The sequence below is a fragment of the Streptomyces sp. Isolate_45 genome, from assembly GCF_024721315.2.
In the GTDB taxonomy this organism is placed as follows: Bacteria; Actinomycetota; Actinomycetes; order Streptomycetales; family Streptomycetaceae; genus Streptomyces.
In genome coordinates this window covers 1-15,723 of sequence record NZ_JANFAK020000175.1, presented here as the reverse complement: position 1 = coordinate 15,723, position 15,723 = coordinate 1, and the positions used below count along the sequence as shown (strand labels likewise).

General features: G+C 73.7%; 11 protein-coding genes and 1 pseudogene. 6 read left to right on the top strand and 6 right to left on the bottom strand.

What is annotated here, in order from left to right; translation table 11 throughout:
- The coding region (locus NOD94_RS34635; protein ID WP_281210178.1) for a PucR family transcriptional regulator ligand-binding domain-containing protein at positions 1–1,125 on the bottom strand (1,125 nt) is incomplete at its 3' end.
- Positions 1,126–1,241: 116 nt separating this feature from the next.
- Here NOD94_RS34635 and speB point away from each other — a divergent pair.
- Both speB and NOD94_RS34625 read left to right on the top strand, forming a co-directional pair.
- On the top strand, positions 1,242–2,207 hold the full coding sequence (gene speB, locus NOD94_RS34630; protein ID WP_281210177.1) for an agmatinase: 966 nt from the start codon (positions 1,242–1,244) through the stop codon (positions 2,205–2,207).
- A gap of 5 nt (positions 2,208–2,212) precedes the next feature.
- The gene (locus NOD94_RS34625) at positions 2,213–3,895 is read left to right on the top strand and encodes a thiamine pyrophosphate-binding protein (protein ID WP_281210176.1); all 1,683 of its coding nucleotides are present in this window, start codon (positions 2,213–2,215) and stop codon (positions 3,893–3,895) included.
- A gap of 22 nt (positions 3,896–3,917) precedes the next feature.
- Here NOD94_RS34625 and NOD94_RS34620 read toward each other — a convergent pair whose 3' ends face one another.
- A complete protein-coding gene (locus tag NOD94_RS34620) occupies positions 3,918–4,262 on the bottom strand; it encodes a helix-turn-helix transcriptional regulator (RefSeq protein WP_281210175.1) in 345 nt (114 codons plus the stop codon).
- 365 nt (positions 4,263–4,627) lie between these two features.
- Between NOD94_RS34620 and NOD94_RS34615 the strand changes: the two genes are divergently transcribed.
- Positions 4,628–8,485, top strand: coding sequence for an ABC transporter ATP-binding protein (locus NOD94_RS34615; RefSeq protein WP_281210174.1), 3,858 nt, complete (start codon positions 4,628–4,630; stop codon positions 8,483–8,485).
- A 43-nt stretch (positions 8,486–8,528) separates the two neighbouring features.
- Here the strand turns inward: NOD94_RS34615 and NOD94_RS34610 are convergent, their stop codons facing one another.
- On the bottom strand, positions 8,529–9,083 hold the full coding sequence (locus tag NOD94_RS34610) for an EF-hand domain-containing protein (protein WP_281210173.1): 555 nt from the start codon (positions 9,081–9,083) through the stop codon (positions 8,529–8,531).
- A gap of 254 nt (positions 9,084–9,337) precedes the next feature.
- On the opposite strand from NOD94_RS34610, the gene NOD94_RS34605 reads away from it, so the two are divergent.
- Together NOD94_RS34605 and NOD94_RS34600 are read left to right on the top strand one after the other, a co-directional pair.
- On the top strand, positions 9,338–9,745 hold the full coding sequence (locus NOD94_RS34605; protein WP_281210172.1) for a hypothetical protein: 408 nt from the start codon (positions 9,338–9,340) through the stop codon (positions 9,743–9,745).
- Between the two features lie 82 nt (positions 9,746–9,827).
- Positions 9,828–11,261 carry a S28 family serine protease gene (locus tag NOD94_RS34600; RefSeq protein ID WP_281210171.1) on the top strand — a complete coding sequence of 478 codons (1,434 nt, stop codon included), beginning with the start codon at positions 9,828–9,830 and terminating at the stop codon, positions 11,259–11,261.
- Between the two features lie 52 nt (positions 11,262–11,313).
- On the opposite strand, the gene NOD94_RS34595 is transcribed toward NOD94_RS34600, so the two are convergent.
- Together NOD94_RS34595 and NOD94_RS34590 are read right to left on the bottom strand one after the other, a co-directional pair.
- The gene (locus NOD94_RS34595; RefSeq protein ID WP_281210170.1) at positions 11,314–13,134 is read right to left on the bottom strand and encodes a glycoside hydrolase family 3 protein; all 1,821 of its coding nucleotides are present in this window, start codon (positions 13,132–13,134) and stop codon (positions 11,314–11,316) included.
- 10 nt (positions 13,135–13,144) lie between these two features.
- Positions 13,145–14,107, bottom strand: coding sequence for a LysR family transcriptional regulator (locus NOD94_RS34590; RefSeq protein WP_281210169.1), 963 nt, complete (start codon positions 14,105–14,107; stop codon positions 13,145–13,147).
- A gap of 82 nt (positions 14,108–14,189) precedes the next feature.
- Between NOD94_RS34590 and NOD94_RS34585 the strand changes: the two genes are divergently transcribed.
- Positions 14,190–15,131 carry an EamA family transporter gene (locus NOD94_RS34585; RefSeq protein WP_281210168.1) on the top strand — a complete coding sequence of 314 codons (942 nt, stop codon included), beginning with the start codon at positions 14,190–14,192 and terminating at the stop codon, positions 15,129–15,131.
- On the opposite strand, the pseudogene NOD94_RS34580 reads toward NOD94_RS34585, so the two are convergent.
- Positions 15,076–15,567 (bottom strand): annotated as a pseudogene (locus NOD94_RS34580) (GNAT family N-acetyltransferase); the annotation flags it as partial. The gene NOD94_RS34585 and the pseudogene NOD94_RS34580 overlap by 56 nt on opposite strands.
- Positions 15,568–15,723 lie beyond the last annotated feature (156 nt).

Here is a 15,723-nt window from a genome sequence, read left to right as displayed (position 1 = left end):
GGCCTGCGCGTCGGCGGTCCGCAGCTCCCCGGGCGGTGCCGCCGCGCTCACCCCGAGCCGCCAGCCGGGCTGCGGGTCGGGCTCCCGGTCGGTGAGCAGGCGCACGCCGTCGGGGCGCGGGTCCAGCAGTACGGTGCCCAGCGCGGCGGCGAGGGCCTGCGGCCCGCTACCGCCCCGGGCGTGGACGGCGTACCAGGGGCCGGGGGGCAGGGCCGCGGCCGGATCCCCGTCCAGCAGCAGCCGGGTCAGGGCGGCCGCCTCGTCGCCCGCCGGGCGGCCCGCCGTGAGCAGGGTCAGCAACACGGCGGCGACGGAGGCGATCGTGTGGTCCCCCGGGGCCCGGGCCGGGGTGGCGAGGACGAGCGCCCGGCCGCCGCCCACCGCGTAGGCCGCGAGGTGCGTTCCGCCCAGGGTGTCGGTGGCGGTCGCGGCGGACCCCGGAGCCACCCGCTCCGCCAGCCCCTCCAGCGCCGCCCGCACGCCGTCCCCGACCGGCACCCCGGCGGAGACGGGCCGCTGCGCGGCGCCGCCGGCCGTCCGGCCCGGGGCGTCCGCCGGAGGGGCCAGGAGGACGGCCCGGCCGCCCAGCGCGGCCGCCAGCCGGGACAGCACCGCCGACACCGGATCCGGCCGGGCCGCCGCCGCGGCCAGGGACTGCTGCGCTTCCGTCACCCGGCGCAGCTCACCGGTACGGGCCTGCTCCATAAGCCGCCACACGGCCCGGCCGACCGCCGTGAACGGGGTGCCGGGCGGCACCTCCACCAGCGGCAACCCGTACCGCGCGCAGGCCTCCACCAGCTCCGGCGGCACCGTCCCGTGCACCGGCGTCACCCCGAACCCGACCGCCCCCACCCCGGCCCGGGCGAGCCGGGCCGCGTACGCCCCGGCGTCCACGAGCCCCGCACCCTCGGGGCCGTCCGCCGACCCGGCCCCGGATCCCGCCAGCTCCGCCCCCGCCGTCAGGAGGAGTTCCCCGCCCAGGAGGTACGGCGACGGGTCCGCCATCTCGGAGGCGTGGACCCCGTGGACCTCCGCCTCCGCGGGCCCGGTCAGGAGCCGCAGGCCCAGTTCCGCGTCCGTGAGGAGGCGGGCGAGGGGCACCGGCGGGGTGGGGGGAGCCTCCATGGCCACTCCGTACATCGACAGGGCGAACAGTGGATGAAACGTACACTGCTCGCGCCCGAACCGCGCCCGTACGCTCGAAGTACCGCACCGCAGGACCACCAGAAGGGCACCCCCCCATGAGCACGCAGCCGCGCGGCCCCGTCGACTCCTCCCGCATCCCGCGCTACGCGGGCCCCGCGACCTTCGCCCGGCTGCCCCGCCTCGACGAGGTCGGCGGCAAGGCCGACGTGGCCGTCGTCGGCGTGCCCTTCGACTCCGGTGTCTCCTACCGCCCCGGCGCCCGCTTCGGCGGCAACGCCATCCGCGAGGCCTCCCGCCTGCTGCGCCCGTACAACCCGGCCCAGGACGCCTCCCCGTTCGCCCTCGCCCAGGTCGCGGACGCCGGTGACATCGCCTGCAACCCGTTCAACATCAACGAGGCCGTCGAGACGGTCGAGGCCGCCGCCGACGAGCTCATCGGCAACGGCTCCCGCCTGATGACCCTCGGCGGCGACCACACCATCGCCCTGCCCCTCCTGCGCTCCGTCGCGAAGAAGCACGGCCCGGTCGCGCTCCTCCACTTCGACGCGCACCTCGACACCTGGGACACCTACTTCGGCGCCGAGTACACCCACGGCACCCCGTTCCGCCGCGCCGTCGAGGAGGGCATCCTCGACACCGAGGCGCTCTCCCACGTCGGTACCCGCGGCCCGCTGTACGGCAAGCAGGACCTCGACGACGACGCCAAGATGGGCTTCGGCATCGTCACCTCCGCGGACGTCTACCGTCGCGGCGCCGACGAGGTCGCCGACCAGCTGCGCCAGCGCATCGGCGACCGCCCGCTGTACATCTCGATCGACATCGACGTGCTCGACCCGGCCCACGCGCCCGGCACCGGCACCCCCGAGGCGGGCGGCATGACCTCCCGCGAGCTGCTGGAGATCATCCGCGGCCTGTCGTCCTGCAACCTCGTCTCCGCCGACGTCGTCGAGGTCGCCCCGGCGTACGATCACGCCGAGATCACCTCGGTCGCGGCCTCGCACACCGCGTACGAGCTCACCACGATCATGAGCCGTCAGATCGCGCAGGCGAAGGGCAAGTAAGCACCGTGACGCACGACCACGACCTGGTACTCCGACCCACCGAGGCCCAGACGGCGGCCGCCCTCGCGCCGCCGCCCGGCCGCACCGGCGGGGACCTGGTCGTGGAAACGCTGCGCTCGCTCGGCGCCCACACCGTGTTCGGGCTGCCGGGCCAGCACGCACTGGCCCTCTTCGACGCCGTCGGCCGCTCCGGCCTGCGCCTCGTCGGCCTGCGCACGGAGAACAACGCCGGCTTCGCCGCCGACGCCTACGGCCGGATCACCGGCGAGGCCGTCCCCCTGCTGCTCTCCACCGGCCCGGGCGCCCTGATGGCGCTGCCCGCGCTGGCGGAGGCGGCGGCCGCCTCGGCGCCCGTCCTCGCGATCTCCTCCCAGGTCCCCACGCCGGGCCTCGGCGGCGGCCGGCGGGGCCACCTGCACGAGCTGCGGGACCAGGCCGCCTCCTTCCGGGAGATCGTCAAGTCGGTCCACACCGCCCGCACCCCCTCGCAGATCCCCTCCGTGATCGCCGAGGCCTGGGAGTCCGCCCTGACGGCCCCCTTCGGCCCCGTCTGGGTGGAGATCCCCGAGGACGTGCTGCGCGCCGAAACGGTGATCCCGCAGGTCACCGGGATGGACGCGACCCCGCACGAACTCGCGCCGCGCCCCGAGCTGACGGCGGTGGCCGCGCACTGGCTGGCGAACGCCTCCCGTCCGGTGATCATCGCGGGCGGCGGAGTGGTCCGGGCCGACGCCGCCGGCAAGCTCAAGCAGCTCGCCGAGCGCCTGAACGCCCCCGTGGTCACCACCTTCGGCGGCAAGGGCGCCTTCCCCTGGACGCACCCGCTGTCCCTCCAGTCCTGGCTGGAGGACCGCCACATGACGGACTTCCTGGAGGACGCCGACGTCCTGCTGGTGGTCGGTTCGGGCCTCGGTGAACTCTCCTCGAACTACCACACGTTCTTCCCGACCGGCCGGGTCGTCCAGATCGAGGCCGACCTCGGCAAGCTGGAGTCCAACCACGCGGCCCTCGGCATCCACGCCGACGCCCGCCTCGCCCTCCAGGCCCTGCTGGAGACCGTCCCCGAACGCGAGGACCCCGCCGCCCCCGAGCGGGTCCGCCTGCTGCTCGCCGACGTCGCGGCCCGCCTCGCCGGCCAGGACGTCACCCTGGAACAGGGCCTCCTGACCTCGATCCGCGCCGCCCTGCCCGGCCGTTCCCCGTCGTTCTGGGACATGACGATCCTGTCCTACTGGGCCTGGTCCGCCTTCGACGCGAAGCACCCCAACACCATGCACTCGGCCCAGGGCGCGGGCGGCCTCGGCTACGCCTTCCCGGCGGCCCTCGGCGCCGCCCTCGCGGAACCCGGCACCCCGGTCCTGGCCGTCTCGGGCGACGGCGGAGCCATGTACTCGATCGCGGAACTGGCCACCGCCCGCCAGCACGACCTCGACGTCACCTGGCTCATCGTGGACGACGGCGGCTACGGCATCCTGCGCGAGTACATGACCGACGCCTACGGCACGCCGACCGGCACCGAACTCACCCGCCCCGACTTCGTCGCCCTGGCGGGCTCCTTCGGCGTTCCGGCCGCCACCACCACCCCGGACACCCTCCGCGAGGACCTCGCCAAGTCCCTCGCCACCCCGGGCCCCTCGGTCCTGGTCCTCCCGACCACGCTGAGGATGTTCGCCCCGACGCACCTGTAGGCCGTGCGGCCCGGGCCCCGCGTCAGGCCGCGCCGTCGGCGTGGGCCGTGAAGGCGACGTACGAGGCCTCCCCGACCAGCCTCAGACTCAGTTCGGAGTGCATGGCCCGCGCGAGTCGGGCCAGGAGGGGCACGGTCGGTACGGTTCCGCCCAGCTCCAGCTTCGAGATCTGGGGCTGGGTCATGCCGGCCCGCCTCGCCAACTCGGTCTGCGAGATCCCGAGCTGGGACCGCCGGTCGTACACGGCCTGGCCCAGTTCGAAGGCGAGCCGGATCTCCTCACGGCGCCGTGCGGTCTCCGGTGACTGCGCGAGACCCTGCACCACCTCGCGGTCCCGGGCGATTTTCCACTGCGCGTGGCCGGTCATGGCGTTACCTCCCTTTGAGATGTCACGGGTATACACGTCGACCGCCGGGCCGTGCTCGGACCCGCACACCTCGGCCGCGCGCTGTGCACGCTCCACCTCTGCCCGCTCGCGCTGTCGCGTCTTCCTGAACACCGGCTCGATTTCGACCGTGAAAGGGACTTCCATATATCGGAACGTATAGATGCTCAAGTGTATGGAATGCGGAAACGGGAGGGAAGTCGCTCGGCCGAGTGAGGCTCGGGTACCCGGTCGGGTGAAGCCCGCGCGCGGCCCCCGTACGGCAGTGCGATTGTTGCGGCGGGATGAAATCCGCCGGTCGGCGCGTTGGGGGAGGCGGCAGGACAGCAGCTACGGGGAGGCATCACGTGACGGCGGGACAGAAGGCGGCCGGCGGTAAACAGGGCTGGGGCAGGCGACTGACGGCCTACACCTGGCGGTACAGGACCAACGTCCTGCTCGCTCTCGGATCCTCATTGGCCGGCATGGCCGTCATGGCCCTCGTGCCGCTGGTCACCAAGGTCATCATCGACGACGTCGTCGGCGACAAGTCCCGCGAGATGGCCCCCTGGGCGGGCATGTTCATAGCCGCCGCCGTCCTCGTGTACGTACTCACCTACATACGCAGGTACTACGGCGGCCGCCTCGCCCTGGACGTGCAGCACGACCTGCGCACGGACATGTACGCGACCATCTCCCGCCTCGACGGCCGCCGCCAGGACGAGCTGTCCACCGGACAGGTGGTCGGCCGGGCCACCAGCGACCTCCAGCTGATCCAGGGCCTGCTCTTCATGCTCCCGATGACCATCGGGAACTTCCTCCTCTTCGGGATATCCCTCGGGATCATGCTGTGGCTCTCGCCGCTGCTGACCCTCGTCGCGCTGCTCATGGCCCCCGCGCTCTGGTTCATCGCCAAGCGCAGCCGCAAGAAGCTCTTCCCCGCCACCTGGTACGCGCAGGGACAGGCCGCCGCCGTCGCCTCCGTCGTCGACGGGGCCGTGACCGGCGTCCGCGTCGTCAAGGGCTTCGGCCAGGAGGACCAGGAGACCGGCAAGCTGCGCGCCGCCGGGCGCCGCCTGTTCGGCGGCCGGATGCGGGCCATCCGCCTCAACTCGCGCTACACCCCCGCGCTCCAGGCCGTCCCCGCCCTCGCCCAGGTCGCGATGCTCGCCCTCGGCGGCTGGATGGCCACCGAGGGCCGCGTCACCCTCGGCACCTTCGTCGCGTTCTCGACGTACCTCGCCCAGCTCGTCGGCCCCGTCCGCATGCTCGCCATGGTGCTCACCGTCGCCCAGCAGGCCCGAGCCGGCGCCGAGCGCGTCTTCGAGCTCATCGACACCGAGCCCGTCATCCGCGAGGGCGAGCACGAACTGCCCGCCGACGTGCCCGCCACCGTCGAGTTCGACGACGTCCGCTTCGGGTACGACCCCGAGCGGCCCGTCCTCGACGGCTTCTCCCTCACCGTCGCGGAGGGCGAGACCGTCGCCGTCGTCGGCGCCTCCGGCAGCGGCAAGTCCACCGTCTCCCTCCTCCTCCCGCGGTTCTACGACCCCGACCGGGGCACCGTCCGGGTCGGCGGCCACGACGTGCGGGACCTGACGTACGACTCCCTGCGCTCCGCCATCGGGCTGGTCCCCGAGGACTCCTTCCTCTTCTCCGACACCATCCGCGCGAACATCGCCTACGGACGCCCCGACGCCTCCGAGGAGGAGGTCCGCGCCGCCGCCCGCGCCGCCCAGGCCGAAGGCTTCGTCGAGGCCCTGCCCGCCGGCTACGACACCACGGTCGGCGAACAGGGACTCACCCTCTCCGGCGGCCAGCGCCAGCGCATCGCCCTCGCCCGCGCCCTCCTCACCGACCCCCGGCTGCTGCTCCTCGACGACGCCACCTCCGCCGTCGACGCCCGCGTCGAGCACGAGATCCACGAGGCGCTGCGGTCCGTCATGGCCGGCCGCACCACCCTGCTCATCGCCCACCGCCGCTCAACCCTCGCCCTCGCCGACCGGATCGCCGTCCTGGACCGCGGCCGGCTCGCCGACATCGGCACCCACGAGGAACTGGAACGCCGCTCGGCCCTCTACCGCAGGCTGCTGACCGACCCCGACGCCCTCGGCGCCGGATCGCCCCGCACCCCCGACGCCCCGCCCGCGGCCGAGTTCGAGCGGAGCGCCGAGCGGAACCTGGAGCGGGACCTCGAACTGGAGGCGGAGATCGACTCCGAGCCGGTCAACGCCAAGCGGCGGGTCAGCGACGAGGTCACCCCCGAACTGTGGCGCCGCCAGGAGGACGACAGGGCCGCCGCCGCCCCGGCCGCCGCCACGGGAGCCCCCCGTTCCCCCGGCGCCGGGCACTCCCTGGCCGGAGCCGTCGCCGGGATGCCCGCGACCCCCGAACTGCTCGCCCAGGTGGCCGCGCTGCCCCCCGTCGACGACCGGCCCGCCGTGGACGAGGACGCCGCCGGCTCCGCCGAGGACAGCTACGGCCTGCGCCGGCTGCTCCGCGGCTTCTGGGCGCCGCTCGCCATCAGCCTCGGCCTCGTCGCCCTCGACGCCGGCTCCGGGCTGCTGCTGCCCGTACTGATCCGGCACGGCATCGACCAGGGCGTGGAACAGGCCGCCCTCGGCGCGGTGTGGGTGGCCGCCGGGCTCGCCCTCGTCGTGGTCCTCGGGCAGTGGGCGGCCCAGTTCGCCGAGACCCGGATGACCGGGCGCACCGGCGAGCGGGTGCTGTACTCCCTGCGCGTCAAGATCTTCGCGCAGCTCCAGCGGCTCGGCCTCGACTACTACGAGCGCGAGCTCACCGGCAAGATCATGACGCGGATGACCACCGACGTCGACGCCCTGTCGACGTTCCTGCAGACCGGTCTGGTCACCGCCGTCGTCTCCGTCCTGACCTTCTTCGGCATCCTCGTCGCCCTGCTCGTCCTCGACGTCGAACTCGCCCTGCTGGTCTTCGCGACGCTGCCCCTGCTGGTCGTCGGCACCATCGTGTTCCGCCGCAAGTCGGTCGCCGCCTACGAGCTGGCCCGCGACCGGGTCGGCACGGTCAACGCCGACCTCCAGGAGTCCGTCGCCGGACTGCGCCTGGTCCAGGCGTTCCGCCGGCAGGGGATCGGCGCCGCCCGGTTCGCCGAGCGCAGCGACGCGTACCGCGAGGCGCGGGTGCGCGGCCAGTGGCTGATCTCCGTGTACTTCCCCTTCGTGCAGTTGCTGTCCTCGGGCGCGGCGGCCGCCGTGCTGATCGTCGGCGCGGGCCGGGTCGACGCGGCCACGCTGACCACCGGCGCGCTCGTGGCGTACCTGCTCTACATCGACCTGTTCTTCGCCCCCGTCCAGCAGTTGTCCCAGGTCTTCGACGGCTACCAGCAGGCCACCGTCTCCCTCCGCCGGATCCAGGACCTGCTGCGCGAGCCCACCAGCACCCCGCTGCCCGTCGCGCCCCGCGAGGTGCGCGAACTGCGCGGCGAGATCGCCTTCGAGAACGTGCGCTTCCAGTACGGCACCGCCGAGGAGCGCGGCGAGAAGGGCGAGGCGCTGGCCGGCATCACCCTGCGGATACCCGCCGGGCAGACCGTCGCCTTCGTCGGCGAGACCGGCGCCGGAAAGTCCACCCTGGTCAAGATGGTGGCCCGGTTCTACGATCCGACCTCCGGCCGGGTCACCGCCGACGGCGCGGACCTGAAGGAGCTGGACCTGACGGAGTACCGCCACCGGCTCGGGGTCGTCCCCCAGGAGCCGTACCTCTTCCCGGGGACGGTCCGGGACGCCATCGCGTACGGGCGGCCCGAGGCCTCCGACGCCGAGGTCGAGGCGGCGGCCCGCGCGGTCGGCGCGCACGACATGATCGCCACGCTCGACGGCGGCTACCTGCACACCGTCACCGAACGCGGCCGCAACCTCTCGGCGGGCCAGCGTCAGCTGATCGCGCTGGCCCGGGCCGAGCTCGTCGACCCGGACGTGCTGCTGCTGGACGAGGCCACCGCGGCCCTCGACCTGGCCACGGAGGCCCAGGTCAACCAGGCCACCGACCGGCTCGCGGGCAAGCGCACCACGCTGGTCGTCGCGCACCGGCTGACGACCGCCGCCCGCGCCGACCGGGTCGTGGTCATGGACCGGGGGCAGGTCGTCGAGGACGGCAGCCACGCCGAACTCCTGGCCCGCGGGGGCCGCTACGCGCAGCTGTGGCGGACCTTCGTCGGGGAGGACGAGCGGGCGGCGGCCGCCTGACCGCGCCCCGTCCCACCCGTACCACCGCGGGACGTCCCGGGTATCAGAGCTCGCCGAAGAGCAGGTTGCCCGGGGCGTCCTCGTCGTCACCGGTGTAGTACTCGCGTACGGCGTCGAGGAGTTCGTCCACGGACAGGTAGCCGTCGTGGTTCTTGTCGATCCGCGCGAAGAGCGCCTCCGTGTCGGCGAGCTCCAGCTTCGTGTCGAAGGCGAGCTGCGCCTTGTGGAACTCCTCGGGGCTGATGTGCCCGTCGCCGTTGGTGTCGACGACCGTGAGGATCGCCCGCGCCAGCGGACGGAAGGACTTGTCGTAGGCGGGCCCGCCGTCCTTGTACAGCCGTGTCATCCCCTCCGCGTACTCCTGGGGGGTGAGCTTGCCGTCCCGGTCGAGGTCGAGCTCGGCGAAGAGGTCCACCCAGAAGTCGGTCAGTCCGCGGAACACCTCGGCGGCCTTGGGGGAGTCGGACGGCTCCTCCATCGCGTCGATCAGGCGGGTCCCGAGCGCGATCACGTCCTCCGCGTCGATGACGCCGTTGCCGTTGTCGTCGAAGTGCGCGAAGGCGCGCTCCAGCTTGCGGTCCAGCAGGTCGTTCGTCATGTCGGGGGCCTTTCGCGGCTACGGTGGGCGGTTGTCCGGTCGCCTAGCGTAATGTCCGCGTGGATCGTGAACTCCCCCTCCCCGGCTGGGAAGTTGTGGATGCACTCGTACGAGGTAGCGGCGGCGCCCCGGCCCCCGTCGGCGAACCGTCCCGGGCGGGGCGGCACGGCCGGGATTCCGTTGTGTCGTGCAACCATCCGGCGGGTCCGGGCGTCGTACGTGCGTGCGTGTTACGTACGACGGATCGGGGGGCGATGGTGTTGAAGCGGTGGAAGGGGTCGGGTCGGCGGCGGGCCGTGTCGGCGGGGGTGTTCGGGGCGGCGCTCTGGCTCGGCGTCGGAGGCCTGTTCGCGGCGCCACCCGCGCAGGCCGCGACCGGAGGCTGTCCGGGTCGGCTCGTCAGGACGCTGCCGTTCCCGACGGGCGAGGTGCGCGTGTACAAGAGCCGGACGCAGGCCTGCGCCGTGACGGTCGCCGCGCGACCCGGGGAGCGCCGGCGGATCACGGTTGTCGTCCAGCCGCGGGGAGGCGTTCCGGTGCGCGACGCGGGGGAGTTCACCCGGTTCGCGGGTCCCGTCGTGGTCGGCGCGGTCAACCGGTGCGTCCACGTGACGGGGAGCGTGGCGGCCGAATCCGTCGCATCCGGCTGGATCCTGTGCTGACGTAGGGCCCAACCACTACTGTTCACGGGCGTGTTGACCCGGCTAGGTTCACGGCGACCAGTGTGAACCAAGGGGAGGGTGAATGCGCAAGACGCTCGGATGGCTGCTGTCGCTCGTGGTGCTCATCGGCACCATGGGCGCGGCCGGCGCCACGGCACAGGCGGCCACAGCCGCGGGGCCGGCCGCCGCCACGGACATCAAGGACCGGATCCTCGGCATCCCGGGAATGAGCCTGATAGAGGAGAAGCCGTACCCCGGGTACCGCTTCTTCGTACTGAACTACGAGCAGCCGGTCGACCACCGGCAGCCGTGGAAGGGCACCTTCAAGCAGCGCATGACCCTGCTGCACAAGGACGTCTCCCGCCCCACGGTGTTCTTCACCTCGGGCTACAACGTCAATACCAACCCGCGCCGCAGCGAGCCGACGACGATCGTCGACGGCAACCAGATCTCCATGGAGTATCGATTCTTCACGCCCTCCCGGCCCGACCCGGCCAACTGGGCGAAGCTGGACATCTGGCAGGCCGCCAGCGACCAGCACCGCATCTTCACCGCGCTGAAGAAGATCTACAACAAGAACTGGCTGTCCACCGGAGGCAGCAAGGGCGGCATGACCGCGACGTACTACGAGCGCTTCTACCCGCGTGACATGGACGGCGTCGTCGCGTACGTCGCGCCCAACGACGTCGTCAACAACGAGGACTCGGCGTACGACCGGTTCTTCGCCAAGGTCGGCACCAAGGAGTGCCGCGACCGGCTGAACGCCGTCCAGCGCGAGGCGCTCGTGCGCCGCGCACCGCTGGAGGCCAAGTACGCCACCGCCGCCGCCGAGAACGGCTGGACCTTCACCACCGTCGGCAACCTCGACAAGGCGTACGAGGCCGTCGTCCTCGACTACGTGTGGGCGTTCTGGCAGTACAGCCTGCTCGCCGACTGCTCCTCCATCCCCACGGCCGCCACCGCGAGCGACCAGGAGATCTGGGACACCATCGACGCGATCTCCGGCTTCTCGGCCTACGCCGACCAGGGACTGCAGACGTACACGCCGTACTACTACCAGGCGGGTACGCAGCTCGGCTCGCCCGACATCAAGCAGCCCCACCTCAAGGGCCTGAGCCGCTACGGCTACCAGGCGCCGCGCGAGTTCGTGCCCCGTGACATCCCGATGACCTTCCAGTCGGGGGCCATGGCGGACATCGACGGGTGGGTCCGCGACAACGCCCACCAGATGCTCTTCGTCTACGGGCAGAACGACCCGTGGGGCGCCGAGCCGTTCCGCCTCGGGTACAAGACGCGCGACAGCCACGTGATGATCGCGCCGGGCGCCAACCACGGGGCCAACGTCGCCCAGTTGCAGGAGGGCGAGAAGACCCTCGCGACGGCGAAGATCCTCCAGTGGGCCGGGGTGGCACCCGCCGCCGCGCTCGCCGACTCCGCGAAGGCGGCGCCGCTGGCGGCCGCGGACGCGCAGCTCGACCAGCAGGACCTGGAGCGCGAGCCGCAGCTGCGGCCGTAACCACCGCGGCCGTAACCACCGCGGCCGTGACCACCGCGGCCGTAACCGCGACTCAGGGGGCCACGGGCGGGTAGGACAGCCCGTGGCCCAGCGGGTAGCGGCCCGGCACCGGGACCGGGAGACGGCCGATCGGCCGCCGGACCCCGGTGATCACCCGGGCCGCCGCCCGCAGTTCCACGTCCGTCCAGGAATACGTCGCCACCTCCGCCGCGCACGCAGGCAGCCGCGCCGGGTCGTACGGGTTGCGGACCGCCACCAGCACCACCGGCACCCCGGTGGCGACCAGCTCCGCCACCAGCGTCCGCTGCGGGCTCTCCCCCTCGGGGACGTTGTACGTGCACACCAGCACCGCCGCGTGCCCCGCCGCGGCGGCCACGGCCCCGGCCGCGGGCACTGCCGTCGCCCGGCAGCCCAGCGTCTCCAACTCCCTTGCCAGGACCGTCGTGGGGGGTCCCGTGGTGCCGGTGGGGGAAACCGGCTCGGCCCCCGTCACCAACAGCCGCGGCCGCGCGGCCGCGTCCAGCGGCAACAGCCCCCGGGGATTGGCCAGCAGGGTCGTCGTGGCGGCCGCGATCTCATCGGCGGCGGCCAGGTTGGCGGCCGTTCCGACCTCCGGGTCCGCCGTCCCGACCGCGCCGACGGACTCCTCGAACAGGCCCCGGCGGGACTTCAGTTCCAGGATCCGCAGCACCGACTCCGTGATCCGCTCCCGGGACAGCTCGCCCGACTCCACCGCCGCCAGCACGCTGCGCTGCGCGAGCCCGAGGTCCGGCGCGTTCAACAATTGGTCGCAGCCCGCCTTCAGCGCCAGTACCGGGACCCGGTCGTCCCCGTACTTCTGACGGACCCCGGCCATGTCGAGGGCGTCGGTCACCACCACCCCCCGGAAACCGAGCCGTTCGCGCAGGATCCCGGTGACGATGGGGCGCGAGAGGGTCGCCGGGTCCCCCGAGGGATCCAGCGCGGGGAAGACGATGTGCGCCGTCATCACGCAGTCCACGCCCGCCTCCACCACCGCACGGAACGGCGGCTCGTCCAACTCCTCCCACCGGGCGCGCGAGTGCCGCATGACCGGCAGCCCGACGTGGCTGTCGGTCTCGGTGTCGCCGTGGCCGGGGAAGTGCTTCGCCGTGGCGGCCACCCCGGCGCTCTGGTAGCCGCGTACCTGGGCGGCGGCCAGCGCCGCCACCGCACGCGGATCGGAGCCGAAGGACCGTACGCCGATCACCGGGTTGGCCGGGTTCACGTTCACGTCGGCCACCGGGGCGTAGTCCTGCCGGATCCCCAGCGCGGCCAGCTCGCCGCCCGCGATCCGCGCCGCCCGGCGGGCATCGGCCGTGGAACCGCCCGCGCCCAGCGCCATCGCCCCCGGGAACAGGGTCACCGGCCTGCCGATCCGGGCGACCGCCCCGTGCTCCTGGTCGACGGACAGCATCAGCGGGATCCCGGAGCGGGAGCCGCGCGCCGCCCGCTGGAGGCCCTCGGACAGTTCGGCGATCTGCCGGGGGGAACGCGTGTTGTGGGCCCAGGCGAAGTAGACGACCCCGCCCAGGTGGTGGCGCTCGACCAGCTCGGCGGCGGTGCGCACCCCGAACTGCGCCAGGTTCTGCTCGGCGTCCGCCGGCTCGGGATCGGTGGCGGAGTGCCCGTACACCCGGGACACGAAGAGCTGTCCGACCTGCTCGGCCAGGCTCATCCCGGCCACCAGGGCCCGCAGCCGCGCCCGGTCGGGACGGCGGCCCGGCGGCTCCTCGGGGGAGCGGGAGTCATCGGGGGCGGAGTGCGACCCCACGGCCGCGGAGGTGACCCCGGCGGCGGCGACGGTGGCCAGGGCGGCGGCGAGCAGGGTCCGGCGGGACGCGTGGTTCGGCACCCGCCGGACCCTACTGCCGGGCCGCGTCCAGGGCCCCGGGGACACTCGGGAGGTCCCCCGGAAGTGGGGCCGCCGCCACCGCCGGCCAGTGTTCGCGCAGGGTCCGCACCGCCTCGGTGATCGCGGGCCGGCGGGCCGCCCCCGTCCGCCACAGGGCGTACAGCCTGCGTACGGGGCCCGGCTCCAGGGGTACCGCCACCGCGCCCGGCGGCAGGGCCCCGGTCCCCAGCCGGGGCACCACCGCGACCCCGAGCCCGGCCGCGACGAGGGCGACGATGGTGTGGTTCTCCTCCGCCACATGGGCGATCTCCGGCTCGAACCCGGCCGTCCGCAGGGTCCGCACCAGCCAGTCGTGGCACACCCGGCCGGGCGGCTGGCACACCCACCGAAGCCCGCCGAGGTCGGCGCGCCGCACCACCCCCCGCGAGGTGAAGGGGTGCCCGGCCGGGACCACCAGGTCGCAGTGGTCGTAACCGATCACCACGTGCTCCACGCCCTCCGGGGCGGGCAGCGGGGAGATGTCCCAGTCGTGCGCCACCGCCAGGTCGGTGACGCCCCGGGCCACCAGGTCCACCGACAGGTGGGGGTCGACCTCCGTCATCCGGACGTCCAGCGCCGGATGGCGGCGCGCCAGGTCGGCCAGCACCCCCGGCAGCAGCCCGCGCGCCGCCGAGGCGAACGCCGCCACCGTCAGCAGCCCGCTCGGCCGACCGCGGCGCTCCTCCAGCGTGGTCTCGGCCCGCTCCACGATCGTCAGCAACTCCCGCGCCGTGTCGGCCAGGTGCCGAGCCTCCTCGGTGAGCGCGACCCCGCGCCCGCGCCGCTCCAGCAGCGTCGTACGGGTCTCCCGCTCCAGTTTGGCGATCTGCTGCGAGACCGCGGACGGGGTGTAGCCCAGTGCGGCCGCCGCGCCCGCGACCGAACCGTGGACGGAGACGGCGTGCAGGGCGCGCAGCCGGGACAGGTCGAGCATGCCCCGATCGTAAGCATTGCTTCATCCATCCCGGAAGGGATCCGCGCTGGTGCTTCACGGTCGGGGCGCCGATGCTCGGTACATGCGTCCCGTACACACCGCACTGGCCGTGGTCGTCGCCGCCGTCTGGGGCTTCAACTTCGTCGTCATCGAGATCGGCCTCGGCCACTTCCCCCCGCTGCTGCTGTCCGCGCTGCGGTTCCTGGTCGCGGCGCTGCCCGCCGTGTTCCTCGTCGGCCGGCCCAAGGTCGCCTGGAAGTGGATCCTCGGTGTCGGGGCCGCCCTCGGCGTCGCCAAGTTCGGCCTGCTGTTCACGGGCATGGCCGCCGGGATGCCGGCGGGGCTGTCCTCCCTAGTGCTCCAGGTGCAGGCCGTCTTCACCGCCGCCCTCGCCGGCCTCGTCCTGCGCGAACGTCCCGGCCGGGTACGGCTGCTGGGCATGGCCGTGGCCCTGGCCGGGATCGCGGTGGCCGCCGTGGACCGGGGCCTGTCCGGATCCGGGCTCGGCTTCGCCCTGGTCGTCGCGGCCGCCGCCTGCTGGGGCGTCTCCAACGTCCTGACGCGCAAGGCCGCCCCGGCCGACGCCATGAACTTCATGATCTGGGTGTGCGCCGTCCCGGTCCTGCCGCTGATCGCCCTGTCGCTGCTGATCGAGGGGCCCGAACGGGACCTCGCCGCCCTGCGCTCCCTCGACTGGTCGGGCGTCGGCGTCATCGTCTACGTCGCCTGGGTGTCCACGGTGTTCGGCTTCGGCGCCTGGAGCTACCTGCTGCGCCGCTACCCGGCCTCCTCCGTGGCCCCGTTCTCCCTGCTGGTACCGGTGTTCGGGATGTCCTCGGCCGCCCTCGTGCTCGGCGAGGGGATCTCCGGGACCCGCTGGCTCGCCGCCGTGCTCCTCGTCGGCGGCGTCGGCCTCACCTCACTGGCCCCCGCGCGGCGCCCGAACCGTACAGGGGTCGGTTCGGGCGTCAGCGCGGGGAGCCCTCCTGTAGTGGCAGCCGCCAGTCCTGCCCGGTCAGGGTGACCCCGTACGAGCGGTGCGGGCGCTCGGCGACCAGGGTGAAACCGGCCCGCTCGTAGAGCGAACGGGCTTCGCGCAGTACGTCGTTGGTCCACAGCACCAGCTCGCGGTAGCCGACCGAGCGGGCGAACGCGACGACGGTGTCCACGAGCAGGCCGCCGATGCCGAGGCCGCGTCCGGCGGGTTCCACCAGGAGCAGCCGCAGCCGGGCGGTGCCCGGCGAGCCCTCGTCCCGCACGCACATCACCGAGCCCACCGGACGCCCCTCGTGCTCGGCGATCCAGACCCGTTCCACGTGGGGGTCGTGGTCCTCGGCGAAGTCCGCGACGATCCGGGCCACCAGCCCCTCGAACTCCTGGTTCCAGCCGTACTCGGCCGCGTAGAGCGCGCCGTGCCGCTGCACGATCCAGCCCAGCTCCCCGGGCTCCGGATCCCTGAGCCGTACCTGTGCGCCGGAGGTCTCCATGGCGCCCGAGGATAGCGCGCGGCCCGTCGAGGGGGGGACGGCGCGGGAACACCGCGGTGGGGGGGGGGGGGGGGGGGGGGGGGGGGGGGGGGGGGGGGGGGGGGGGGGGGGGGGGGGGGGGGGGGGGGG